Annotated in this window: 23 protein-coding genes; 1 reads left to right on the forward strand and 22 read right to left on the reverse strand. The window is 46.6% G+C overall.

The genetic code is table 11. The features are described from left to right. The first annotated feature begins 2 nt into the window (after positions 1-2). On the forward strand, positions 3-656 hold the full coding sequence (locus AC4PM4_RS19935) for a methylthioribulose 1-phosphate dehydratase (RefSeq protein ID WP_036607600.1): 654 nt from the start codon (positions 3-5) through the stop codon (positions 654-656). A gap of 164 nt (positions 657-820) precedes the next feature. Here AC4PM4_RS19935 and AC4PM4_RS19940 read toward each other — a convergent pair whose 3' ends face one another. The 22 genes from AC4PM4_RS19940 to mgsA all read right to left on the reverse strand — a co-directional run bounded on the left by AC4PM4_RS19940 (position 821) and on the right by mgsA (position 23,739). Beyond that, a complete protein-coding gene (locus tag AC4PM4_RS19940) occupies positions 821-2,122 on the reverse strand; it encodes a multi-tm2 domain protein (RefSeq protein ID WP_491614399.1) in 1,302 nt (433 codons plus the stop codon). A 37-nt stretch (positions 2,123-2,159) separates the two neighbouring features. Beyond that, entirely contained in the window at positions 2,160-2,612 is a 453-nt protein-coding gene (locus AC4PM4_RS19945) for a hypothetical protein (RefSeq protein WP_491614401.1), read from the reverse strand. Then, on the reverse strand, positions 2,602-3,222 hold the full coding sequence (locus AC4PM4_RS19950; RefSeq protein ID WP_079694035.1) for an RNA polymerase sigma factor: 621 nt from the start codon (positions 3,220-3,222) through the stop codon (positions 2,602-2,604). The genes AC4PM4_RS19945 and AC4PM4_RS19950 overlap by 11 nt, the downstream gene beginning before the upstream one ends. Before the next feature lie 162 nt (positions 3,223-3,384). Further along, positions 3,385-4,107, reverse strand: coding sequence for a DnaD domain-containing protein (locus AC4PM4_RS19955; RefSeq protein ID WP_231952456.1), 723 nt, complete (start codon positions 4,105-4,107; stop codon positions 3,385-3,387). Next, entirely contained in the window at positions 4,107-5,402 is a 1,296-nt protein-coding gene (gene asnS / locus AC4PM4_RS19960; protein WP_063566804.1) for an asparagine--tRNA ligase, read from the reverse strand. Before asnS ends, AC4PM4_RS19955 begins: the two co-directional genes overlap by 1 nt. A 102-nt stretch (positions 5,403-5,504) precedes the next feature. Further along, positions 5,505-6,710, reverse strand: a complete 1,206-nt coding sequence (locus AC4PM4_RS19965) for an acetate/propionate family kinase (RefSeq protein WP_063566803.1) — start codon at positions 6,708-6,710, stop codon at positions 5,505-5,507. After that, complete coding sequence (locus AC4PM4_RS19970; protein WP_063566802.1) at positions 6,707-7,579, reverse strand: 3-hydroxyacyl-CoA dehydrogenase family protein; 873 nt, start codon at positions 7,577-7,579, stop codon at positions 6,707-6,709. Before AC4PM4_RS19970 ends, AC4PM4_RS19965 begins: the two co-directional genes overlap by 4 nt. A gap of 133 nt (positions 7,580-7,712) precedes the next feature. Continuing rightward, entirely contained in the window at positions 7,713-9,215 is a 1,503-nt protein-coding gene (locus AC4PM4_RS19975; RefSeq protein ID WP_491614405.1) for an AAA family ATPase, read from the reverse strand. Further along, a complete protein-coding gene (locus AC4PM4_RS19980) occupies positions 9,208-9,735 on the reverse strand; it encodes a hypothetical protein (protein WP_491614407.1) in 528 nt (175 codons plus the stop codon). The genes AC4PM4_RS19975 and AC4PM4_RS19980 overlap by 8 nt, the downstream gene beginning before the upstream one ends. A gap of 302 nt (positions 9,736-10,037) precedes the next feature. Next, the gene (locus AC4PM4_RS19985; RefSeq protein WP_491614409.1) at positions 10,038-10,568 is read right to left on the reverse strand and encodes a hypothetical protein; all 531 of its coding nucleotides are present in this window, start codon (positions 10,566-10,568) and stop codon (positions 10,038-10,040) included. 41 nt (positions 10,569-10,609) lie between these two features. Next, the gene (locus AC4PM4_RS19990; protein ID WP_491614411.1) at positions 10,610-11,914 is read right to left on the reverse strand and encodes an amidohydrolase; all 1,305 of its coding nucleotides are present in this window, start codon (positions 11,912-11,914) and stop codon (positions 10,610-10,612) included. Further along, a complete protein-coding gene (locus AC4PM4_RS19995; RefSeq protein WP_053780717.1) occupies positions 11,901-12,554 on the reverse strand; it encodes a redox-sensing transcriptional repressor Rex in 654 nt (217 codons plus the stop codon). Before AC4PM4_RS19995 ends, AC4PM4_RS19990 begins: the two co-directional genes overlap by 14 nt. Positions 12,555-12,780: 226 nt before the next feature. Beyond that, a complete protein-coding gene (dinG, locus tag AC4PM4_RS20000; protein ID WP_079694038.1) occupies positions 12,781-15,642 on the reverse strand; it encodes an ATP-dependent DNA helicase DinG in 2,862 nt (953 codons plus the stop codon). A gap of 141 nt (positions 15,643-15,783) precedes the next feature. Beyond that, positions 15,784-16,407, reverse strand: a complete 624-nt coding sequence (locus AC4PM4_RS20005) for a tetratricopeptide repeat protein (RefSeq protein WP_231952455.1) — start codon at positions 16,405-16,407, stop codon at positions 15,784-15,786. Between the two features lie 117 nt (positions 16,408-16,524). After that, on the reverse strand, positions 16,525-16,908 hold the full coding sequence (gene panD, locus AC4PM4_RS20010; protein WP_024630626.1) for an aspartate 1-decarboxylase: 384 nt from the start codon (positions 16,906-16,908) through the stop codon (positions 16,525-16,527). After that, positions 16,901-17,797 carry a pantoate--beta-alanine ligase gene (gene panC / locus AC4PM4_RS20015; RefSeq protein WP_491614414.1) on the reverse strand — a complete coding sequence of 299 codons (897 nt, stop codon included), beginning with the start codon at positions 17,795-17,797 and terminating at the stop codon, positions 16,901-16,903. Before panC ends, panD begins: the two co-directional genes overlap by 8 nt. After that, entirely contained in the window at positions 17,794-18,669 is an 876-nt protein-coding gene (gene panB / locus AC4PM4_RS20020) for a 3-methyl-2-oxobutanoate hydroxymethyltransferase (protein ID WP_491614416.1), read from the reverse strand. The genes panC and panB overlap by 4 nt, the downstream gene beginning before the upstream one ends. Positions 18,670-18,999: 330 nt before the next feature. Further along, positions 19,000-19,977 (reverse strand): biotin--[acetyl-CoA-carboxylase] ligase, encoded by a 978-nt coding sequence (locus AC4PM4_RS20025; protein WP_491614417.1) that lies wholly within the window; start codon positions 19,975-19,977, stop codon positions 19,000-19,002. After that, positions 19,964-21,262 (reverse strand): CCA tRNA nucleotidyltransferase, encoded by a 1,299-nt coding sequence (locus AC4PM4_RS20030; RefSeq protein WP_240321517.1) that lies wholly within the window; start codon positions 21,260-21,262, stop codon positions 19,964-19,966. The genes AC4PM4_RS20025 and AC4PM4_RS20030 overlap by 14 nt, the downstream gene beginning before the upstream one ends. A gap of 81 nt (positions 21,263-21,343) precedes the next feature. Next, positions 21,344-22,504, reverse strand: a complete 1,161-nt coding sequence (gene bshA, locus AC4PM4_RS20035; RefSeq protein WP_064636876.1) for an N-acetyl-alpha-D-glucosaminyl L-malate synthase BshA — start codon at positions 22,502-22,504, stop codon at positions 21,344-21,346. Between the two features lie 96 nt (positions 22,505-22,600). After that, on the reverse strand, positions 22,601-23,302 hold the full coding sequence (gene bshB1, locus AC4PM4_RS20040) for a bacillithiol biosynthesis deacetylase BshB1 (RefSeq protein ID WP_491614418.1): 702 nt from the start codon (positions 23,300-23,302) through the stop codon (positions 22,601-22,603). After that, positions 23,299-23,739: a methylglyoxal synthase gene (gene mgsA, locus AC4PM4_RS20045; protein WP_024630633.1), complete on the reverse strand. Its 441-nt coding sequence runs from the start codon at positions 23,737-23,739 to the stop codon at positions 23,299-23,301. The genes bshB1 and mgsA overlap by 4 nt, the downstream gene beginning before the upstream one ends. Positions 23,740-23,787 lie beyond the last annotated feature (48 nt).

A 23,787-nucleotide genomic window follows, 5' to 3' on the forward strand; every position in this document is an offset into this window, starting at 1 on the left:
AAATGGGTTTTGAAAAGATTACATTGGAACATAAACGCCAGGTCCTCGAAGAGCTGGCTGATATCAAAGCGCTGTTTGCCAGCCGTAACTGGTTCCCTGGTACAAGTGGCAACCTGTCGATGCGTGTGGGCGACTTCGACCCGGAGCAATTCTACTTTGCAGTTACTGCATCAGGCAAAGACAAATCCCTCCGCACACCGGAAGACTTTCTGTTTGTGGACAAGCATGGTAAAGCCATTGAGACCACAACCCTGAAACCGAGCGCTGAAACGTTGATTCACTGCGAAATCTATCGTTTAACCGGCTGTGGCGCGGTGTTCCATGTGCATACCGTATTTAACAACCTGATCAGTGAATTCTTTGGAGCAGATGGACACGTACCGATTCAAGGCATCGAATTGATCAAGGCTTTCAACATCTGGGAAGAAAATGCGGAGATTCGTGTACCGGTCCTGCCTAACTTCGCTGATATTCCATCCATCGCTGAATTGGTGCCAGGTGTACTTGATGCCAACGTACCAGGAATTTTGCTGCGTAATCACGGTATTTATGCCTGGGGCAAAGATGCTTTTGAAGCGAAACGTCATCTGGAAGCGTTCGAGTTCCTGTTCGAAGTGATGTACCGTCAACTTCTGCTGAAGGGTGCTACGAAATAGCAATCATTTATTCGAAATAAAAGCTGCAAAACCAAAAACACGCCAAGGCTAATATACATAGTCCTCGGCGTGTTTTTTTATGTTTGGGAAATTGTAGCGATTGGAAGGTTACTCTATCATCGTAGTGTCAGTGTAACTATTCTTTAGTTCAACTAAGTAAAGCTCTACAGACGATCGTCCCGATCCTTGAATAAAAAGAGACTGTCCGCTCCCTCATCATTTCGATGAGCCGCACTAGAGATACCCGTCCCCCTCTGCTTGCCAAACAACAGCTTCAGACCGCCAAAAATGAGCAGCAAGGACACAATGACGGTGTTCACATACGAACGAATCTCGTACGTCATAAATGCATCCGGGAACATCTCATTCAGCTGTGGAATGACCAAGCGGATAAACAGATAGTACAATCCCAATGCAGCAATTCCGAATCCAATCAGGCGCTGGTGACGAGCCCAATCCTTGAAAATAGGTTGATCTGTCAACGGTTCGCGGCCATACCTGCTTGAACACTGAAGTCCGTCAAAGAAGCTGTAGAACCAGATCAACGGAATCATGAACAGGAACACCGATAAATGAAGCAGGTCCAGAACGTAGATACTGCCGAGAAACAGGAACATGAGTTGCATGCCTCTTTTTTGCAGTCCCAGATACAGATGACCCGCACCCGGAAAGGCTGATAACAGGGTTGCCAGCACTTTGCTTCGCCGTCCAGAAGCCCTGCCCATCTCCAGCTCCTCGAACAACGTACGATCCTGCAATACCTCACCGGCCTGCTTGCGATGCACATGCTGGACCGCATCAAACATGCAGTAAACCCAGATGACAGGCAGAATGAGCAAGAACATCAGAAATACGGATTCATTCGTAATAGAAGCTACAAAAACCATCATGGCAAATGAACCGAAGAACGCGATAAGGAATGATAAACCGCGATGTAACAGTCCGAGATGAAGATGTCCCAGACCTGGAACAAAGGAAAGCAGAATCGTGAAGAATCGTTCGCTTTCACTGCCTTTTTGATACATGGGTTGACCATAAGGAGCCGCAGGCACGCCATACTCACCGTTCTGATGCTGATGTATTCCCTCCATGTCCATGTCCATCTCCATCTGTCCCAGATGACCTTCCTGACCAGTGTATGCTCCCTGATATGCCGCCCCCTGGTGCGGTCCACTGTAATGTGCGCCATATCCATGGTATCGGGCATCATTAGGCGATGGGGCACGCAGCAGAACGATAATCATATCCAGCATGCTGACACACCAGAAGAATATGGTCCCCAAAGCCCCAAGAATCATTAATTCCCGCTCACTCACCAGAATTGCCAGCATAAACGAACCAACAGCTGTCCCAAAAAAGAGTAATGGATAGATTACAGCTCTGGCAGGCCGACCCCAATAGAGAAAACCCAGACCCGGAATCAGGTTTAATAAGAATGCAAGTAATTTGTTACGATCTGATTGCACAGTCTTCATCCTTTCTTTTCAGGCAATACGAAACAATTTATGGTCCAGGCTTGAAGTGATCCAGCCATGATGTGGCTGCCTCCGTCCATTTTTCCGTAAATGACCCCCTGTTCTCACCTTCCTGGAACTTATGATAAGGGGCTACCTTGTCAAACAGTCCCGAGGAGAGGAAGATTAACGTCAGACAAGCCGCTACAGCATAATGAAACACTTTGTGATCCAGCCAGAGACGTCTTCGTCCAGAACGCGATTTGCGCTTTGGCTTGGAGGATTGCATTTCCGTAATATGATTCATGACCGAATCGGCGAAGCCTACCGGGTCCTTCAGTTGTGGCAACTCCCGATGAATGCTGAGTGCTTCGAGATAGTTGTCCATTGCTTCCGGAACGTCCATAAGCACCTGTTCCATCAAACTTGCCTGGTTTGCAGTCATTCGGCCTTCAATATAATCAGTCCATTCCTGGACGGTATACATCCTTTTATTCCTCACGCCACTCATCCTCCTTCCAATGATTTCGAATCCACTGCCGGGCACGATACAGACGGGACTCCACGGTTTTCACTGCGACCTGTGCATCACGGGCAATCTGCTCATAATTTTTTTCGCTTAAGTAATACGCAGTAATAATGTCCCTATGCTGGGCAGGCAGCTGATTGATTCGCTCGCGCAACTTCTCCTGACGCTCTTCACGCACGAGGCGGGCAAGAACATCTTCTTCACGACCGGGCATGTTCATTATTTTTTCTTCTCCGCCCAGATCCTCAGCGCTTCGTCTGCCCAGCTTGCGTTTGGCATCAATTGCTTTGTGAAAGGCAATTCGGGTTAACCACGTTTTGAAACCTTCGGATCGGTAATCGGGGAGAGATTTGACCATTTGAATGAACGCCTCCTGCGCTGCATCCTGTGCATCCTGATCGTTCCGTAATACGGAGTAGGCCACATGGTATACATGCTGGCTGTACTTTTCGATCAACAAACGCATCTGGGATGTATCGCCTTGACGGATTTGTTCGATTAAGCGCGCTTCATCAATGACTCTCCCCTCCTCTCCACTACAATAGACGACAACTTGTTTGTTGACCCCTGCGTATTCATTCATTTTTTTTATAAAAAGGTTACACATTGCCTGAAAAGTCAGTTCCACCGGGAACTTAACATATCTTACTTAACATCTCTATAATCTAAAAAAACAGGCACAGAATATCTTCTGGCCTGTTTCTGGTTTATCTGAATGAAATTGTTGCCTAATCTAACATTCGTATTAACGTCCACCGTTACGGAACCGCTGGGTATATGCCTTGGCGTCCTGCACATTCTTCACGCGGTTACGGCTCCATTCAAGCAGAATTCGGTCGATATAGCGGAAATGCACTTTACCAGCAAACACCGCTTCCTTCAATGCCATGAGAATCAGTTCCTCCTGATAGCGATCCTGATCCAGCCAGCTGGATATAGTTTCGCATTCCATCGGGGAAAGCGGGCGGCCAAATTCTTTTTCAAAAATAGAGAACATATTTCGTTCTTCCTCTTCTTTTTGAACACTGTTCGAATCCGGGCGTAATGCATTACTGTCCTGCTGCTGCTTACGAGCAACGGCCAACTCCTCTGCTGTACATCCTGCCAGCTTGGCATATAATCCATGCAGATCATAACGTTCATACTGAATATCACGCTCTTCATCCCGATGCTCGTCAATGTGAATGTACCCGTCTCTCATAAGACGTTGCAGCATTCTGGCGATGCCTTCAGGAGCAAGACCCATACGGGTTGCAAGCTCTTCAAGCGTTGGGAACTCATTGAATTCGACTTGCCGGAATCCAAACAATTGAATCAGCAGAAGTACCTCTGCGTCACTTAACCCCAGCTGATGATAATAGCGCAATAAAGCATATGGGAGCTGCGCTGTCCCTGATGCCATACCGTAAGCTGCTCCATTCAACCAGGCTTTGGAGCCGGTTTCTTCCATGGACTCGCGGTTAAGCATTAAGGGTACAGACGATAGAGCATACGTGGGAATGCAATTGTTTCACGTACGTGATCCAATCCACAGATCCATGCTACCGTCCGCTCCAATCCCAGACCGAAGCCGGAGTGAGGAACCGATCCGTATTTACGTAAGTCCAGATACCACTGATATGCCTCTTCCGACAATTGATGCTCATCAAAGCGCTGCTGCATCAGTTCCGGATCATCAATACGCTGGGAACCACCAATGATCTCTCCGTATCCTTCGGGTGCGATCATATCTGCACAGAGGACCACTTCAGGACGATTTGGATCAGGTTTCATGTAGAATGCCTTGATTCCAGCCGGATAATGGGTAATAAAGACCGGTGTTTCGTATTTCTCGGCAATCGCCGTTTCGTGTGGAGCACCAAAGTCTTCTCCCCAAGGAATATCGAAGCCTTGTCCATTCAGGAATTCAATCGCTTCATCATACGTAATGCGCGGGAATGGAGCTACAATTTTTTCAAGCTTGGATACATCACGTCCGATGGACTCCAGTTCAGCACGGCAGTTTTTCAGAACCGTTTGAACCACGTGAGCAATAAACTTCTCTTGCACTCGCAGGCTTTCCTCGTGATCCACAAACGCCATTTCCGGCTCAATCATCCAGAACTCAATCAGGTGACGACGTGTTTTGGATTTTTCGGCACGGAACGTAGGACCGAAGGAGTACACTTTGCCCAGCGCCATTGCTGCAGCTTCCATATACAACTGTCCACTTTGTGTCAGATAGGCATCTTCATCAAAGTATTTGATGTGGAACAAGTTCGTCGTTCCTTCAGCAGATGAAGGTGTAAGAATCGGAGGATCAACCTGAGTGAATCCGTTACCATCAAAGAACTGCTGAACAGCGCGGATGATCTCCGCACGAATAACCATAATCGCACGTTGTTTTGTCGAACGCAGCCACAGATGGCGATGATCCATCAGGAAGTCTACCCCATGCTCTTTCGGTGTAATTGGATAGTTTTCAGTCAGATGGATAATTTCCACGCCAGTAACTGTCATCTCATAACCGGATGCACTACGCGGTTCTTCACGGATAATACCTGTTACATACAATGAACTTTCTTGAGTCAAGCTCTTCGCAGCATTCCAGATATCTTCGCTAACTTCACTCTTAACCACTACCCCTTGAATATATCCGGTTCCATCACGCAGTTGCAAAAATTGAATTTTGCCGCTGGAACGTTTGTTGTTAATCCAGGCGCCGATTTTAACAGTCTCGCCCACATGCTCACTCACATTACGAATTACACAATCCGTACTCATGCCCATATCTCTCCTTGGAATCCTGAATTTGAAAATGCAGCGGGCAGGCATATGCCTGTCCCCTGCACTTCCTTGTCATGCTATATTCACTTTACAATTAGATTACAGAGAATTCAATACGATTCGGTGTGTATCTCTTGCAATCACCAATTCTTCGTTCGTAGGAACTACAAGAACGTCCACTTTGGAATTCGCTGTTGTGATGCGGCGTGGCTCTCCAGAGCGAATTGCATTCAGCGCTTCATCCAGTTCAACACCCAGGTACGTGAGTTGCTCACATACTTTTTGGCGAAGAACAACGGAGTTTTCACCTACACCAGCCGTAAATACGATCACGTCTACACCGTTCATTGCTGCTGCATAAGAACCGATGTATTTACGCAAACGGTATTCGTACATCTCGAATGCAAGCGTGGAGTTAGCATCGCCAGCTTCCATACCTTCCGTGATTTCACGCATGTCGCTGCTGATGCCGGAGATTGCAAGAAGTCCACTATGTTTATTCAACATGGAGTTTACTTCGCTCACGCTCAGTTCTTCCTTGTTCATAACATAAGGTACAATTGCCGGATCCAGGTCACCACTACGTGTTCCCATCATCAATCCTTCGAGTGGAGTCATGCCCATGGACGTGTCAACGGATACGCCGCCCTGTACAGCCGTTACACTACCACCATTACCAACATGGCATGTAATGATCTTCAGATCTTCCAATGGACGATCCAGATATTCAGCTGCTGCCTTGCTTACGTAATCATGGGAAGTACCATGTGCTCCATAACGACGCACTTTATACTTTTTGTAAAGCACACGTGGAATAGCATACAGATATGCTTTTTCCGGCATCGTTTGATGGAAAGCCGTATCAAAGACCATTACCTGTGGTACTCCTGGCATATTGGATTCAGCCGCACGAATACCCATCATTGCTGCAGGGTTATGAAGTGGAGCCAGATCGAACAGACGGCGGATTTCTGCTTTGGCAGCATCATCAACCAATGTCGATTCCTTAAATGCTTCACCACCGTGAACCACACGATGTCCAACAGCCTGAATTTCATCAACGGAACCAAGCACACCGTTTTCTTTATCTGTCAGGATGTCAATAACTTTACGAATCGCTGTAGTATGTTCGAGAATTTCGCTAACTTCCGTAACATCCTCGCGGCCCGTTGGTTTATGAGTCAGAATGGAAGAGTCCATGCCGATCCGCTCTACCAGACCTTTTGCCAATACAGATTCATCCGTCATGTTATACAATTGATATTTGAGCGAGGAACTCCCCGCATTAATTACGAGTACTTTCACAGCCGGTCACCATCCTTGTCGTACTTGAAGAATCCTTCGCCTGTTTTAACACCCAGGTGTCCTGCACGCACCATTTTCTTCAGAACTGTGGAAGGACGATATTTCAATTCACCGAATTCACGGAACATTCTTTCGAGTGCAGCTTCTACCGAATCCAATCCGAAACGGTCTGCCATCTCAAGCGGTCCGTGCTGGAAATTGTATCCGATACGCATAGCGTCATCAATATCTTCAGCGGAAGCGACACCTTCCTGCAGTACATGCAGCGCTTCGTTGATCAGAAGACAGATCAGTCTGGACGTAACAAATCCAGGCGATTCATAGATCATAACGCCTTTTTTGTCCGCTACTTCTTCCACAAAACGTCTAGTTTCTGCAAAAGTGCTATCGGATGTTTTCAGACCACGAATAATCTCTACAAGATCAACCCGGGAAACCGGGTGAATAAAGTGCATACCAATAACACGCTCTGGGTATTTGGTTGAGCTTGCAAGCTCAGTCAAACTCAGCGTGGATGTATTACTTGCAAGAATTACGTTGCTTGGGCAAACTTGGTCAAGTTGACTGAATACCGCTTTTTTCGCTTCCAGATCTTCAGAAATAGTCTCAATGACCATATCGCAAGTTCCGAGTTCAGCCAGATGAGCAACTTTGGTAATACGGGAGAGAATCAATTTCTTCTCAGCCTTCGTAATGGCCCATTTCTCCAGTTGTTTATCAAGGTTCGTCTCAATCATGTTATACGCATGATCCAGCTTCTCCGTTGTGTGTTCCACCAGAAGCACATCAAGTCCTTTGGCTGCAAGCATCTGGGAAATACCTTGCCCCATCGTGCCGCCGCCGACAACTCCTATCTTTTTGAAAAACATGGTTCTGCTCCATCCTTTCGGTTCTCTATTTCTCTATTGTACCCTGTTCGCCGAAAATTACAAATTTCGACCCAACATATAATAATATCTTAGCACGACTGAAATGTAAAAAAAAATAACCGACATAAATAAATTATGCCGGTAGAAGGGCGCTGTCACGAAATTGACAACGAAATTGATCGCCAGACAATACTTCTTCCCTGAGCAACGTGTCGAGGGAATTGTCGAAAATTGTCCGCTGTTCTTCAAGCAATCGTTTGGTCTGTTCCATCAGGTCTTGCAGGATTAATTTATTCTCCCGCATCAATTCTTCCGTAGTTACCATATCCATGTTAACAATACCCAACGTCGTGAGCCCGGAAGCCATCATCGTCTGTACTACATTCGTTGCTTGTTCAAAGTCATTCCGAGATCCTGTACTGCGTCCACCGTAATACATTTCCTCTGCTGCTGCACCTCCGAGGGCAATCATGATTTGCTCTTCAAGAAAACGCTTCGAGTACAGAAATTGCTCTTGTTGCGGGTTATGACGTACATAACCCAAGGCCTGTCCACGAGGGCTAAGTGCAACCTGACTCACACTGCCAGGACGAACCAGTTCAGCCATGATGGCATGTCCCAACTCATGAATAGCTACTCTTTTCTTCTCTTCCACGCTGGATTCGCGGTCTGTCTTCTCACCCATCATTACTTTATCAATCGCAAGGGACAGATGACGCTGTTCAATGTTGAGCAGCCCGTCTCTCATCGCGTAAATTGCAGCTTCGTTCATCACGCTTTCCAGCTGCGCTCCAGAGAAACCATAGGATTCTTCTGCTGTCTTATCAAGGCTGACCCCTTCCAAAAGAGGTTTATTAACTGCATGCAGCTCCAGTATGTGTTTTCTGCCTTTCTTATCCGGCAAGTCTACCTGAATATGACGGTCAAAACGACCTGGACGCGTCAGTGCGCTATCCAGCATTTCTTTTCGGTTCGTAGCGGCGATCACGAGTATACGTGGTGTTTCGGAAGAGTATATGCCATCCATTTCCGTCAACAGCTGATTCAGCGTCTGATCATATTCACGCTGTTGTCCACCTTCGCGTTTTCCACCGATCACATCAATTTCATCAATAAATATAATGGCATTTTCCTTATTTTCTTTAGCGGCGCGAGTTCTTGCATCACGGAACAAATCACGTATTCTGCCTGCACCTACACCAACATACATCTCAACAAACTCACTGCCTGAAGCAGCTACAAAAACAGAGTCGGTATAATGAGCAGCAGCTTTGGCCATCAAGGTTTTACCTGTTCCTGGAGGGCCAGTAAGCAGTATACCTTTCAAAGGACGAATACCAAACTTCTGAATTTCTTCATGTCGAATGAGAAAATCAAGCGCTTCCCGCAGTTCCTGCTTGGCACTCTCCTGGCCACCGATTTCTTCAAAAGTCAGCTTGGAAGGTCCTTTTTTCTTGCGTTTACGTTCCTGACCTGCCCCCACCGTAATCCCACCCCGCATTTGCATCATGAGCAGCAGAGCTCCCACAAGCATTACAGCGATCAGAATGGGAATCATGTTTACACCGATAAAAGCGAGAAAGATAATCAATACGGGTACAAATCCAATGGCAATTTCTTTCGTCCATTTAGGCATTAGGCCACACTCCTATCTGACCGGGCACACGCGGCAGAATAATAAACTTACTGGCATCTCCATCTCTGAGACTAACATATACATTATTGTCATCCATGGCTGTATTTACCTTGATCCCATTTGTAGCCATTTTAGACAAGGTCGGTGTAATTTCGGTGTATTGCTTGTTCTCCATCGCTTGTGCTACGGTAAACATCGCGCTTCCCCACCAGCTCTCTAATGCTTCGTTGGAATGATCCACGACATCCAGCTTCAACGAACGAGTGCCAATCAAGGTTTGTCCTTCTTTGTGAATATATTGTACCAACCTGCCCAGATCAACATCCGGCTGCAGATCGAGTTTCAACTGTACATCATTGCGGTTAATAGTTAATTGAACATCATTGACTCCATCGTACTGGGTAACCATTTTTTGAATTGGGCTTTGCACAGCCACATGACGATACACAAACCAACCTCCAAACAACACAACGGCTGAAATGACGGCAGTCAGAGCAATAGGCAATACTTTTATCTTCAAGTGAGTTACCCCTCCTAAATTTTGGCCCATCCTATAACTTGTAGGCAAGAATATGAATATGTGTACGTAATGTCCTGTGATGTGCCTAACAGGATTTATTTGTGTATGATGTATCCTTGAATACATATTTGAGTATATCACATCGTATATACAATATCTAAGGCGAAAATATGAATAAATTATTAATTTTAACTATTCAAATCCAAAATGATCAACAAAGTACGCCAAAGAACCGGACCAGTCGGGTTTCCGTCTGCCGGTTCTTTAATGTATTCTTTTGGACGATAGTATTTATGCTAATTCTAGCTATTTGGGATCGTATAGACCAGATCCACCTGATCCCCGTTACTGAAGCGGTAAAACCGATAATAGTTGTGAGTATCATCATTATAATACACTTGCCATACATAGATTCCATTCACAACGCCTGGCATGATTCGTTTGATCTCCCCACCGGGAACTTCAGAGCTGAACCGATTTCGAATCTGAGCTTCATTCATGCCGTTCTTTAACAGTTCACCGTGTACTGCATTGGTTCCCGTCACGGGTTTGTTATTCTCATCAAACTTGATCCACACCATGACATCCTGGTTATCCTTATTTTTGCCGATCAGGGTCCAGTATATGTTGTCTCCGCCGTCTTTCTGCCCCCAGACATACTTACGCAGCTCTTCGTGGGACGTAATCCCCAGCTGTTCCTGGGCCGCCTGTATGGCCAACGCCTCTTCCTTGCGCTGATCCTGGGTAACATAGACATAATAACGCTGAAGTCCAAACAGAATCAGAACCAGGAGCAGCAGCGAAATCCATATCCACTTCTTTTTTTTCTTCAAAAGCCGAACTTCCTTTCCCTATGACGATGCTGTCCTTGTAATTAACGGGCAAGCAAACTGTCAAATGCCAGCTGAGACTCACGCAGAATGCGCTCTTCATCCATCGTAAGACATTCGCCATGTTTAACCACTTGTTTACCATCCACCCACACATGCTCCACATCTTTGGCCGATGCCGAGTAGACCGTATGGGAAATCAGATCCGTATGCGGATAGAAATGGGCCTGTTCGATGTTCAACGCGATGAAGTCAGCCTTCATGCCAACTTGCAGAGCGCCTGTATTGTTCAGGAATATGGATTTAGCACCATATGAAGTTCCAAGCAGAAGCGCTTCCCCTGCCGGCACTGCAGTAGGGTCACCGGACACACCTTTGTGAATCAACGCAGCCAATCTCATCTCTTCAAACATATCCAGGTTATTGTTACTTGCTGGTCCGTCTGTTCCCAGAGACACAGTCACGCCTGCTTTCAACAGATCAGGCACACGCGCAACACCCGAAGCCAATTTCAGGTTACTGCCTGGATTGTGGGAAACTGCTACATCATGCTTTGCGAGAATCTCGATCTCTTCATCATTCAGATGTACCGCATGTGCAACCAGAGATGGACGGGAGAAAAATCCTAGCTTCTCCAGATGTGCGACTGGACGCAGTCCGTAATCAGCCACGTTCTGTTCCACTTCGCGAAGCGTTTCAGACATATGCGTATGCAAAGGCAGATTCAGATCATGAGCAACCTGTACCAGCTTCTCTATGTAATCCGGAGGGCAAGTGTAAGGGGCGTGCGGAGAGATTACGGTTGTAATTCTTCCGTCTGCTTGTCCATTCCATTGACGGGCAAATGCTGCGGACTCTTCGAGCTTGCGCAGTTGTTCTTCTTCTGAGCAAAGCCCGATTACCCCACGTGCCAGAGCAGCCCGAACGCCGGATTGTTCCACCACTTTCGCAACCTGATCCATATGATCATACATATCTAGGAAAGCTGTTGTTCCACCCTTCAACATTTCAAGCACGGAAAGTGATGTGCCCCAATATACGTCTTCAGACGTCAATTTGGCTTCCATTGGCCACATTTTCTCCTGCAACCATACTTGTAACGCCAGATCGTCTCCATGGCCTCTGAGGAGCGACATGGCCGCGTGACCATGCGTATTGATCAGACCCGGCAAGAAGAACAGTCCTTTTCCGTCCACCTTTGTCAGGCTTTCGTCTCCTTCCGGCAATGTCTCACCAATATGCACAATCTTGTCATTCTCAACAACCATAAAACCTTGAACCACGTTCCAATTCGTACCTTCACTCACGGCAAATTTGCCGTTGTGAATTACCCATCTATTTGTCGTCATCTTCCTCGTCGTCCTTTCCATTCTCCAAGTAATAAGCCAGGCTAAGTAGATCCGTCGTAAAATCAGCATGATGAATGCGAATATGCGGCGGGGTCTTCAGGATCGTTGGCGCAAAGTTCAGAATCGCTTCAATTCCTGACTCAATCAGCTGATCTGCAACATTTTGGGCTTCCGTATCCGGAACCGTGATAATACCTATACGAATGTTATCTTTTTTGACCGAATCCGTTAATTCATTCATCGGTTGTACCGTCAAACTGTTGATTTGACTCCCAATTTTCGGACCGTAGGCATCAAATACAGCGACGATCTTCATGTTGTCTTTGAGATAGGCATTGTAATTGGACAAGGCATGTCCCAAATTACCTGCTCCGACAAGAGCTACATTGATCTGCTGGTCTATTTTTAAAATATGGCGGATTTTCTCAATGAGATATGAAACGTCATATCCAATCCCTTTACGACCAAAGTCACCAAAGTAAGCCAAGTCTTTACGAATCTGGGCAGGATTCAAATCCAGCCTCAGTCCAAGTTCTTGTGAAGAAACCGTATTGACTTCCCGCTGATGCAGTTCATTCAAATAACGCAAGTAAACAGGTAATCTACGCACCACGGCTTCCGAAATTTTATCTGATTTCATTCATTGCTCCCCCTTACCAAGGCCACGATAGATAGATGAAAAGATGAGCACCCTGTCTAAAACGATGCAAAATGATTACTGAATTAAACAGGATGCTCCTTGTTATATAATGGATAATTGCTTTAATCGCTTTACTCGCATATCCATGAAACGAATACATGATATTACTCAATTTTACCGCCAATCACTGGCGCCTTGCAATAATGGAAGCTACAGAGCGTATCTGTTATTGTTGCTCTTCGGTTGGTCTCTCGAGCCATTCCGAAATGCGTGGAACCATCTGCTCTGTAAGCATGTGCTCCATTTTGGGACCAGGTAATGAATATAAAAAGTACTTGCCATAATACGCTTCAATAACGCGTGTATCGTATACAATCACAATGCCTCTGTCTTTGCCTGTACGAACCAGTCTGCCAAATCCCTGTTTGAAACGGATGACGGCTTGTGGCACGGATAGCTTCATAAACGGGTTTTTCTTCTGCTGCTGCAAAAGCTCGCTCTTCGCTTCCACTAATGGATGATTCGGTGGCTGGAACGGCAGTCTGACAATTGCAAGGCAGGTCAGAGCCTCTCCCGGAATGTCCACGCCTTCCCAAAAGCTGCTTGTGCCAAGTAGCACCGTTGCTTTAGCATCTTGGAACCGACGTGTAAGCTTGGAACGGCTGCCGCTGTCCACCCCTTGCCCAAGCAAAGAGATATCGTTGCCTGACAAGGCCTCCTTAAGCGGGTCATAGACCTGTCGCAGCATGCGGTAGGAGGTAAACAACACCATCATGCGTCCACGAGTCGCAATAGCCGTTTCCGCGAGCGAGTGCACGAGCATATCCACAAAGTGTGCATCGCCTACACTGCCCTTCACGCTTGGGAAATCACGCGGAATGACAAGCAGCGCTTGTTCTCGATAATTGAACGGTGAAGGTAGCATCGACGTTAACAGACGGTTATTGTCGGCAGCTTCCTGCAAACCCAGCTGTTCGATCATGAATTGAAATGACTTGTCAACGGAGAGCGTAGCCGATGTAAGCACAACGCTTTTCTTTTTATCAAAGAACATATCCTTCAATTGTGCACTGACATCGACAGGAACAGCATAGAGTTGCAGTGATTTACTGCGGAACTGGCCGCTGGCCTCCATCCAGTACACGGTATTGGCATCATCCATCCGCATGAAGAAACGCAGATTATCCTTAATCGTTGCCAAATCCTTGAGCAGACCTGAGATATCCGTAATCAGACTATCGGACTGATAATCGTCCTGATCTTCTTTCACTTCAAGCAGCAGCTTGTCGCCTTTACGAATCAAATCGCCTAGGGTGACATAAATTTGGTTTTCAGCGTCCTGCAATTCCTGCCATTTGGCTGGTTTTTGTGAAGACTTCAGTCTAAGTGAGAATTGTCCTGTCTCGCCTGGAGAAGCATCGCTGCGTTCAGGCAGCAGTCCGAACAAGGCATCGCTTAGTCGATCCCACATCTCTTTAACTTCGACAGCAAGCGGGAACATCTGATCAATCATGGAGCCCCACTGTACCGAATTTTCATGACCCGACAATTGAGAACGCAGCATCGGCAGTTGGCCATTTCGGCTATCTTTAAACAGTCGGGTCAGTGTATGAACCAACGTGAAATATTTCATATGAAGACCAAGGTGCTTACCTGCTACGTCCTCCAGATGATGTGCTTCATCGATGACGAGACTTTCGTAGGCTGGCAGCAGCTGATGTGCTGCTTTGACATCCGTAAACAATTTCGAATGATTCGTAATGACGATATCGGAAAGCCCGGCTTCATGTTTGGCCCGGTGATAGAAACATTTGCGGAACCAAGGACAGGAACGTCCAAGACAGGACTCAGACTCACTCTGTACCGTCTCCCAGAAGTCTCCTCCGCGCCCGCTTAGATTAAGCTCCTCGTCGTCTCCAGTCTCCGTCTGAGTAAGCCAGACAATCATCTGAGCCGCTGTAAAATAATCCTCTTTCGGTGTAGCAAATTCACGTTTATTGATTTTATGCTCAAACTTACGCAGACACAGATAGTGCCCACGTCCTTTGAACACCGCTGCCTTGAACGGGAACGGAACCACTTGGGTCAGCATAGGAATATCCCGCTCTCTCAATTGCTCCTGCAGGTTGATGGTATGTGTGCTGACCATCACTTTCTGTTCCTGTTTTACACTTTCATAGATGGCAGGCAGCAAATAACCAAGTGATTTGCCCGTACCTGTCCCAGCTTCGATTAAGAGATGTTTCTCCTCATCCAAAGCTTGTCGTACACTGCTGAACATTTGAGTTTGCGCCTCACGCTCCTCATAATGGTCCAGCGTCTCCTTCAGGTTATCTCTAACCTGATCCATAAACTGCTCAAAACTCACGCCTTCCAGCGGATTACCCTCTCGCTCATCACGTGGTGAGCCTATATCGGTCCAGTCACTCACGTTCAGGGCAAGCTGGCGGTAATACGTATGACCATCCAGATCCTGAATAGGCTCTGCTTCCTTCTCAGAACGCATTCCATCGAAGAACCAACCCAAGTCACTGTCTTCCGGTGCAAACAGGTCACTGAGGCGCTGAATCGTGATCAGAGGCAATGCACGCAGCTCATCGAGACACTTCAGTAATACAAAAGCTGTTGCAAGAGCATCACTGTCTGCCTGATGAGGACGGTCATGCTGAAATCCGAATTCCGAAGACACATAACCGAGTTGATAAGAGCCCAGTGACGGGAACGAGATCTTCAGGAAATCAATCGTATCCAGGATCCGTCCGGTAAATGGCAGATAACCGCATCGATCGAGTGCATTTTGAAGAAAATGAAAATCAAAAGCAACATTGTGTCCAACAAGAACCACATCATCAAGCAGCGGAACCATCTCCATCATCATCTCTTCCAATGAGGGAGCATCCGCCACATCTTCATCGGTAATACCGGTTAACCCCGTAATAAACGGAGGAATCGGTACACCTGGGTTCACATAAGAACTATATATTTGAGTTATGCTGTAGTCATGATCTATGATGGCAAGTCCGGCCTGTATAATCTCACCGTCGGACTGCGTGCCGGTTGTTTCGAAATCCAATACGGCAAATTTCATTGCAATGTACGGTCCCTTCCATTCCAGTCTATGTTACAGCATAGCAAAAAAAAGGGCGTTTGAAAATTAACTGACAAAAAAGGCGGTGTCCCCGCCGCTATGCCAGAGGAGGGAACACCGTCTTAATGCCGCCGAATAGCCCTAATTTAAGGCAGTCAGCTGATTTGCATATTGCAATTTTCCGCTGTTTAAACGACAAGCTTCCATGTTATACAGCGGTTCGGTCAACGATGGGTCATACTGAAGCGCCTGCGCAAATAATGAACATGCACCTTCAGGATTCGCGAGCTTGGCCTCGATACAGCCCAGGACGTTACATACCAACCCTTTTAATCTCGGCGAACCGTTCAGATGCATGATCCGCTGCAAGTGTATTCCTGCTTCCTCGGTTTGTTCCAGGTTGAGATGAGCAAGAGCCAGGTAAAAACGAGTCAATGCACTTTCCGGATAGTCGGTCACAACCCTAGAAAATTGCATAATCGCCTGCGGGTACATTTGCAGTTTGAAATATCCCTGACCGCGACTGAAACACTCCAAATGCAGTTCTGGCAGTGCGGTAACAGCTTCCTGTTCAGGTTCGAGGGAAGCAGGCTTATCCAGTTCCCTTTCCCTCACCTGGCTCATTTTTTCTTCAAACATCAGCCACTCATCAATCATCCCGTCACTCATCCGCTTCAGCAAATTCCACTTTTGCAGCAATTCCTGTTTGCTTAGGCCTTCAGCAGAAGGGTAGCGCTTGATAATTTCATCTAACATGTCATTCATTTCTGCGAAAACATGCTGGAACATCGATGCATCCCCACCCTTGAAAAAATGGATTAGTGCAGTGACCTGTACTCATTTTTTGTAGAATGGGTCGATTTCATTCCCCTTACCAGTCGATTACATAATCGTCGCATGAACTTCGTGTTTCATCGTTTGCACAGGTTTGTTCTGTCCATCCACAAATACAACGGTAGGCTTGTGATTATTTGCCTCTTCTTGAGACATCATTGCATATGAAATGATAATGACGGTATCTCCAGGCTGTACCAGGCGAGCTGCTGCTCCATTCAAACAGATAACTCCACTTCCACGTGGGCCTGGAATGACATAGGTTTCCAGACGTGCACCATTGTTGTTATTCACAATTTGCACTTTTTCATTTTCCATTAGATCGGAAGTTTCCATTAGATCTTCATCTATGGTAATGCTACCCACATAGTTCAGGTTTGCTTCCGTAACGGTTGCCCGGTGAATTTTGGATTTCATTAGTGTTCTAAACATGGGACAGTACCTCCGATTTTTGCAGCCTTATATTGTCAATCAATCTTGTTTTGCCGAATTTTACTGCAAGTGCGATCAACAGATCGTCACGACCATGAACTTTTTCCTGATCCAAAAGTGGCTCAAGACTTGGAAAAGCCTGAATTTCAGCATAATCAATCACGGCCATTGGTGAACGTTCAATGTTCTCACGCAATATAACGCGGATATCCGCTGCTGTCATTGCCGTCCCTGCATCTACAGCTTCCTGTGCCTCACGCAGAGCCTTGGAAAGAACAAGAGCTTCCTGACGCTGTTCTGTGCTGAGGTACACGTTGCGCGAACTAAGCGCCAAGCCATCACTTTCACGAACGATAGGACAAGGCACAATCTCAACCGCCATGTTCAAATCGTTAACCATCTGCTGGATCACAGCTACCTGCTGTGCGTCCTTCATGCCAAAAAATGCACGCTGCGGTTGTACAATGTTAAAGAGCTTTGACACGACCGTAGTCACTCCGTCAAAATGCCCTGGACGAGAAGCACCGCACAAGCGATCCGTTAAGCGGGAAACCGATATGGTCGTTTGTGTAGGCTGTGGATACATCTCTTCAACAGAGGGAATAAATACGATATCCACCCCTTTTGCTCGTGCAGTTTCCACATCTCTAGCTTCATCCCTAGGGTAACTGTCAAAGTCTTCATTCGGACCGAATTGAATTGGGTTTACAAATATGCTCAAAACCACGATATCACTCTGTTGTTTGGCCGCTTGCATCAAACTTGCATGGCCTTCATGAAGAAATCCCATCGTAGGCACGAGTCCTACAACGGACTGTCTGGACTGAATCGACTGACGTTTCAAGCTAAGCTCTTGTCTTAATTCTGCGATTGTCCGTATCACTTTCATAAGTTGGTCTCCACCTTTTCTTTGCGATGTCCGTACAATTGATCCAGAACGCCGTCAGCAGCGGTAAATACATGCTCCTGTGCCGGGAACGAGCGATCCTTGACTTCTTTCACATAGGACTCGATGCTGTTGCGAATCAATGTACCTACGTCTCCATACGATTTGACAAAGCGTTTTGGCGTGTATGGGGAAGCATACTGAACCACATCATGGAATACCAGTACCTGACCATCACACCCTCTACCTGCGCCAATGCCAATCGTAGGAATAGACAATTCCTCCGAGATCGCTCTTGCCACTTCTTCCGTGACCAGTTCGAGTACAATGCCGAAAGCGCCAGCTGCTTCAAGCGCCTTGGCTTCGTCCATCAGCCGTTTGGCATCAGCAGCATCCTTGCCCTGAATACGATAACCGCCAATTTGATTCACGGATTGCGGTGTAAGTCCGATATGTCCAAGTACAGGTACACCGGCTTGCACAACCGCTTTTACCGTATCCGCGATTTCAAGACCGCCCTCCATCTTGACCGCTTGTGCATGACCTTCCTGCATCAGGCGACGTACACCTTTAAGCGTCTCATCCAAGCTACCATGATACGTCATGAAGGGCATATCAGCCACGATAAACGTATTTCCCGCACCACGTACTACAGAGCGTGTATGGTACACCATATCTTCGATCGTAACAGGCAAGGTGGAGTTATAACCCAATACCACGTTTCCCAGTGAATCACCAACCAGAATTAGATCGATACCCGCTTCCTCGGCCAATTGGGCTGTCGGATAATCGTAAGCTGTAATCATGCTAAGCGGCACGCCGTCCTGCTTATATTTTTTCATTTTCACAATATTCAATGCTTGTTTGTTTGCCATTTTCGTTATGGCTCCTCTCATCTTTTCAATTTAAACGCAACAAAAAAACCTTTTAGTTTCCACTAAAAAGTCCCGAAAAGTCAAAAAAGAGTCACTTGCGATCGTCCCTTCTGTCTCGGTCCTCTTCGGCTCAGAGCAGAATCCAACAACTCACTTTACTACCATTCTTGCCTTGTCACTGCAACATTTTGAAGCAGAACAAAGCATACTATTGTCGGAGTGCAATTCGGTCTGCATTAGCCGATATCGCCTCACGAACACAGTATACCAAAGTTCTGCCCAAAGTTCACGTCTTATGTTCATTTTTACGGTGTAAATTCGACAAATTGTTTAATTTACCAATGAAACTTCACCGGAGTAAACCGATACTCGCTCACCGTTTTTCTTCTCCAAAATCAATGCACCAGAAGGATCAAGGCCAATGGCAGTACCTTCGATGATACCCTGCGGATTAGCCACCTTAATTTCACGATTCATGGATACGGACAAAGCTTCCCAGAGCGAAGAGATTACGCCGAACCCTTCCTTTTGATACAAAAAATACAAACGCTCCAATTCCGAGAGAATGGCCGCTGCAAGTTTGGTTCGGTCTATGTTTTGTCCGGTCTCCATCTTAAGCGAAGTTGCGATTGTTATCAGATCCTCGGGATAATCCTTAGGATCGAAGTTCACATCCACGCCTATGCCTGCGATACAGTAGCGTAATTCGTGGTCTTCGACGGTTGATTCAAGTAGAATTCCGCATACTTTACGACCATCAATCAAAAGATCGTTAGGCCATTTGATCCCAGCATCAGCACCTGTATATGATCGAATGGCACGACACACCGCCACACCCGTCAATAACGTAAGCTGTGGTGTATTTTGCAGGGCAAGCTCCGGACGCATTAGAACACTCATCCAGATGCCTCGTCCAGGTGGTGAGAACCATTTACGTCCAAAGCGGCCTCGTCCACCCGTTTGTTCTTCTGCCAGCACCACTGCCCCTTCGCCCTGCCCCTGTTCAGCCATGTGCTGAACATCACCTTGGGTGGACAACGTGGAATTCAGAATGATTGCCTTCCGACCAAACACCGTCGTTTCCAATGCCAGCTGAAGCGCTGTGGCATCGATACTGTCCGGTTTCGTGATCAAGCGATACCCTTTGCGAGATACGGCCTCAAACTCATAACCCATGTCACGCAGTTTGTTTACGTGCTTCCACACGGCCGTTCGGCTAATGGAAAGGTTGCGACTAATCTCTTCACCAGACACAAACTCTCCTTCGGCATTCAGTAACATATGTAACAGTTCCTCATGCTTTGTCATCTGCAGCCACCCGCTTTACTTCGTTGGTCAGCATGTCATGCTGATTCGCTATATTTCCAATCGCAGTCTCTCTTAAGAGATGCTTCATTAGTTGTCCCAGCCATGGTCCGCCCTTGCGTCCAAGTAACTGCAAAACGTTCTCACCCGTAATATGCAGATCTTTCAGTTCATTCACCTTCATGGATTGACTCCATGCTGCACCTCGTGATTGTATTAATACGATCTGTTCTTCGTGCAGAACCTCTTGATCCCTCCAACCAGTTGGTAGCAGTTGTTGGATGATGAGCCAGTCCTCTGTTGCCTGACGTCCTCCAGACAGCACAGTTACGATCCATTCTGATCGAAGTGTCTCTTCATCCTTCTGCTCTTGTACGACAGTCTGGATCAACTGTTCGACCTGGAGAACTCCATTAATGCGGGAACGATCGTCATTAGAAAACGTCCATTTTCGAAGTAAAGCATCTGCTTCATCCCTGGTATAATGGCCTGCAATCAGCACAATGGACCAGCGCAATAGAACGTTTTCTTGGTTCAATTGTTCCATATTGGACATGAGGGCTTTATTGAATCGCTCCATGGAGATTGGTGCCTTCACATGCTCCAGTGCCTGGCTACGAAACAGCAATTCCAGACCGCGCAGTGGATGGGGGCCTGCCATCATTTTCACCATTTCGGTACGTACTCTTTCCATGGCGATATGTTGTAGCAGATCCTTTTGTCGAACTAACCCCTTCCAGGTGTTGTAGGCAATTTTGAAATCAAATACTGAAGCAAAACGAACACAGCGAAGCATCCGCAGCGCATCTTCTCCAAACCGTTCTGCCGCCGATCCCACACACCTGACCCGTCCATCCTGAATATCCGATTGTCCACCAAAAGGATCAACGATATTACCGTCACGATCCATAGCGAGAGCATTCATTGTGAAGTCACGCCGCTGCAAATCTTCTTTGACATCCTGCACAAATTGAACGGCAGTGGGTCTTCGATTATCCTTATATTCAGATTCAGTGCGAAAAGTTGTAACTTCAAAGTAAAAACCTCCTGAACGTACAGTAACCGTTCCATGCTGGAGGCCCGTAGGAATACAATCCGCGAACAGTTCCATGACTTGCTCAGGAGAAGCGGACGTGGTGATATCCATATCATCCACGCTACGTTCCAGCAGTTCATCACGCACACAACCACCGACCCAATAAGCTTCGTACCCTGTTTCATTTAATGTTCGCAGTACCTGTTCACTTTGTCTTGCCATTTCATGATCTACCTGTGTCCATTGAACCACTTACTCTCACCCCATAACTACGTGTTGCTTGGTGTGGCTTACACAGATATATTTCCAAGATGGAACAATCCTATCTGACAATCAGCCACAAACCGGCTTCAGATTCGGAACTTCACGTCCCAGCACCCGGTAGTATATTTGTTCATATTCATGCCGAATGGCATCATTACAGAAATCATGATGGGCCCGTCTCAAACATGCCTCTCTGAAGTCTGCTGTCAAACGGTCGTCAGTCAACAAACGAATCGTGTTCTCCGCCATCGATTGCGTGTCGCCAATTGGAGACAAAAATCCGGTCTTGCCGTGCAATACCAGTTCAGGAATACCCCCTGCCTGTGATCCAATAGTAGGTACACCACAAGCCATGGCTTCGAGTGCTACCAGTCCAAAGCTTTCCTTCTCAGACGGCAGCATAAGCACATCAGCCATCGAAATGACTTGAGCAATATCATCCTGCTTACCTAGGAAATGAACCTTGTCATTCAGTCCAAGCTCATTAATCTTCCATTGAATCTTCGGCAAGTCCGGTCCTTCTCCAACAAATAACAGCTTGGCAGGTACTTGCTCCTGTACTTGACGGAACACTTCTACCACATCCTGTGTTCTCTTCACAGGACGGAAGTTGGAGATATGCATCAGTATTTTTTCGTGAGGTGCTGCGAAGTCTCTACGCAGACTTGCTGCATCACGTGGATAATAAATTCTTTTATCAATAAAGTTATAGGTCAGATCGATTGGACGTCTTATATCCAGCAACTCAACCGTTTCACGAATCAAATCCTGAGATACGGCCGTAACCGCATCACTCTCGTTGATGGCAAGTCGAATCAAATCCTTCAACGACTCATCCTGCGCCAGCACAGTAATATCTGTTCCGTGTAACGTTGTAACCACCTTTAAGTCCTCACCAACCATTTGTTTTGCCAAAAAGGCACACACCGCATGTGGAACTGCATAATGTACATGTAGCAGATCCAGTTGCTGTGCTTTGGCTACTTGCGCCATTTTCGTGGCCAATGACAGGTCATACGGTGGATAACGGAAGACGTAGTAATCGTTGACCTCAACTTCATGATAAAAAATATTTTTCTGGAATTTACCCAGTCTAAACGGGATACTATTAGCAATAAAGTGAACCTGGTGACCCTGTTCGGCAAGCAATTTGCCCAGCTCCGTTGCGACAACGCCAGACCCTCCGAGGGACGGATAACAGGTAATACCAATTTTTAGCTTTTGATCCATCCGGTGGACGCTCCTTTAATCTCCCGCGTGTGCAGGTTGATGTAATGCAACGGAAATGCAATTGATAAATGATTTATACGAGCAAGTTCGATCGTTTTATGACTTGGCCGCTTGGCCAAATTGATGAACTACATAAGGTGTAATGCTAGCGAATCCTTCTGCAAATGGAATAAGGCTCCGCTGTCCGAGCAAAGAATCCCGAGCTTTCACACGTTCAATATATCCTTGAGTCAATGGAGTGGCAACTGCGCCTTCTCCCAATTCGAACTGAGATCGATAACTGAGCAATGAATTTTCCTTCTGCTCATAGTGTTCCGTAATATCCACAATCAAATCCGTTGGTCCGATATCGTTAATAAAGTAAAAATACAATTCTTTCACCTGAACTGCGGGCATGTCCGGCATATAGTTTCTAAGCTTGGCATTAAAGACAGCCTCCTGCACCAGTTTGCTGCACATCACATGATCCGGGTGACGATCCTCCCAATATGGCGCAAACACGATTCGAGGGGCATGACGCCGTATCTCGGCAGTCACAGCCTCGATGTGTTCTGGAGTAATATACAGCCCCCGATCAGGCAAACCGAGATTGCTTCGACACGAAAGACCGAGGACGCGGGAGGCTTGCTCCGCTTCCTCGGCTCTGCGCTCTACCGTCCCGTTGGAAGACATCTCCGCCCGGCTCAGATCACACACGCCTACTTTCAGTCCAGCTGCAGTATGTTTGGCAATCGTTCCTGCCATCCCAATCTCTGCATCATCCGCGTGTGCACCAAATATGAGAATGTCCAAACTCATTGAGCATCACCCGAATTCAATCCACCCTCAGGCTTGTATTTATGTACAAGCTCTCTCCAGCCAAAATCACCGCGATCGAGCGCTTTAACGAGAATCTCTGCAGTTGCAATATTCGTAGCAAGCGGAATCCCCTGTACATCGCACAGACGCAGCAAAGCGTTAATATCTGGTTCATGAGGCTGTGCCATCAATGGATCACGCAGAAAAATAATCAAATCCATCTCATTTTGCGCAACCAAGGCTCCGATCTGTTGATCCCCGCCCAGTGGACCGGATTCAAACCGATGGATCTGTAAAGAGGTTCCTTCCATAATGCGAAGACCTGTTGTACCTGTCGAGTATAGTTGATGGTCTGTAAATACATTTTCGTAGGCTGTCACGAAGTTAACCATCTCTTCTTTTTTGCGATCATGGGCAATAAATGCAATTTTCAACATGACAATCTCCTTTTAGTGTGTGTTCAAAAGTTGACTTTTTGAACTACC

The organism is Paenibacillus sp. MDV22-iso6 (assembly GCF_058408365.1).

Coding starts and splice junctions, on each gene's coding strand:
- AC4PM4_RS19935 (WP_036607600.1), top strand. CDS start 3: ATGGGTTTTGAAAAGATTACATTGGAACATAAACGCCAGGTCCTCGAA.
- AC4PM4_RS19950 (WP_079694035.1), bottom strand. CDS start 3,222: ATGAATGAATACGCAGGGGTCAACAAACAAGTTGTCGTCTATTGTAGT.
- AC4PM4_RS19955 (WP_231952456.1), bottom strand. CDS start 4,107: ATGCTTAACCGCGAGTCCATGGAAGAAACCGGCTCCAAAGCCTGGTTG.
- asnS (WP_063566804.1), bottom strand. CDS start 5,402: ATGAGTACGGATTGTGTAATTCGTAATGTGAGTGAGCATGTGGGCGAG.
- AC4PM4_RS19970 (WP_063566802.1), bottom strand. CDS start 7,579: ATGTTTTTCAAAAAGATAGGAGTTGTCGGCGGCGGCACGATGGGGCAA.
- AC4PM4_RS19975 (WP_491614405.1), bottom strand. CDS start 9,215: ATGCCTAAATGGACGAAAGAAATTGCCATTGGATTTGTACCCGTATTG.
- AC4PM4_RS19990 (WP_491614411.1), bottom strand. CDS start 11,914: ATGACGACAAATAGATGGGTAATTCACAACGGCAAATTTGCCGTGAGT.
- AC4PM4_RS19995 (WP_053780717.1), bottom strand. CDS start 12,554: ATGAAATCAGATAAAATTTCGGAAGCCGTGGTGCGTAGATTACCTGTT.
- dinG (WP_079694038.1), bottom strand. CDS start 15,642: ATGAAATTTGCCGTATTGGATTTCGAAACAACCGGCACGCAGTCCGAC.
- AC4PM4_RS20005 (WP_231952455.1), bottom strand. CDS start 16,407: ATGAATGACATGTTAGATGAAATTATCAAGCGCTACCCTTCTGCTGAA.
- panD (WP_024630626.1), bottom strand. CDS start 16,908: ATGTTTAGAACACTAATGAAATCCAAAATTCACCGGGCAACCGTTACG.
- panC (WP_491614414.1), bottom strand. CDS start 17,797: ATGAAAGTGATACGGACAATCGCAGAATTAAGACAAGAGCTTAGCTTG.
- panB (WP_491614416.1), bottom strand. CDS start 18,669: ATGGCAAACAAACAAGCATTGAATATTGTGAAAATGAAAAAATATAAG.
- AC4PM4_RS20025 (WP_491614417.1), bottom strand. CDS start 19,977: ATGACAAAGCATGAGGAACTGTTACATATGTTACTGAATGCCGAAGGA.
- bshA (WP_064636876.1), bottom strand. CDS start 22,504: ATGGATCAAAAGCTAAAAATTGGTATTACCTGTTATCCGTCCCTCGGA.
- bshB1 (WP_491614418.1), bottom strand. CDS start 23,302: ATGAGTTTGGACATTCTCATATTTGGTGCACACGCGGATGATGCAGAG.
- mgsA (WP_024630633.1), bottom strand. CDS start 23,739: ATGTTGAAAATTGCATTTATTGCCCATGATCGCAAAAAAGAAGAGATG.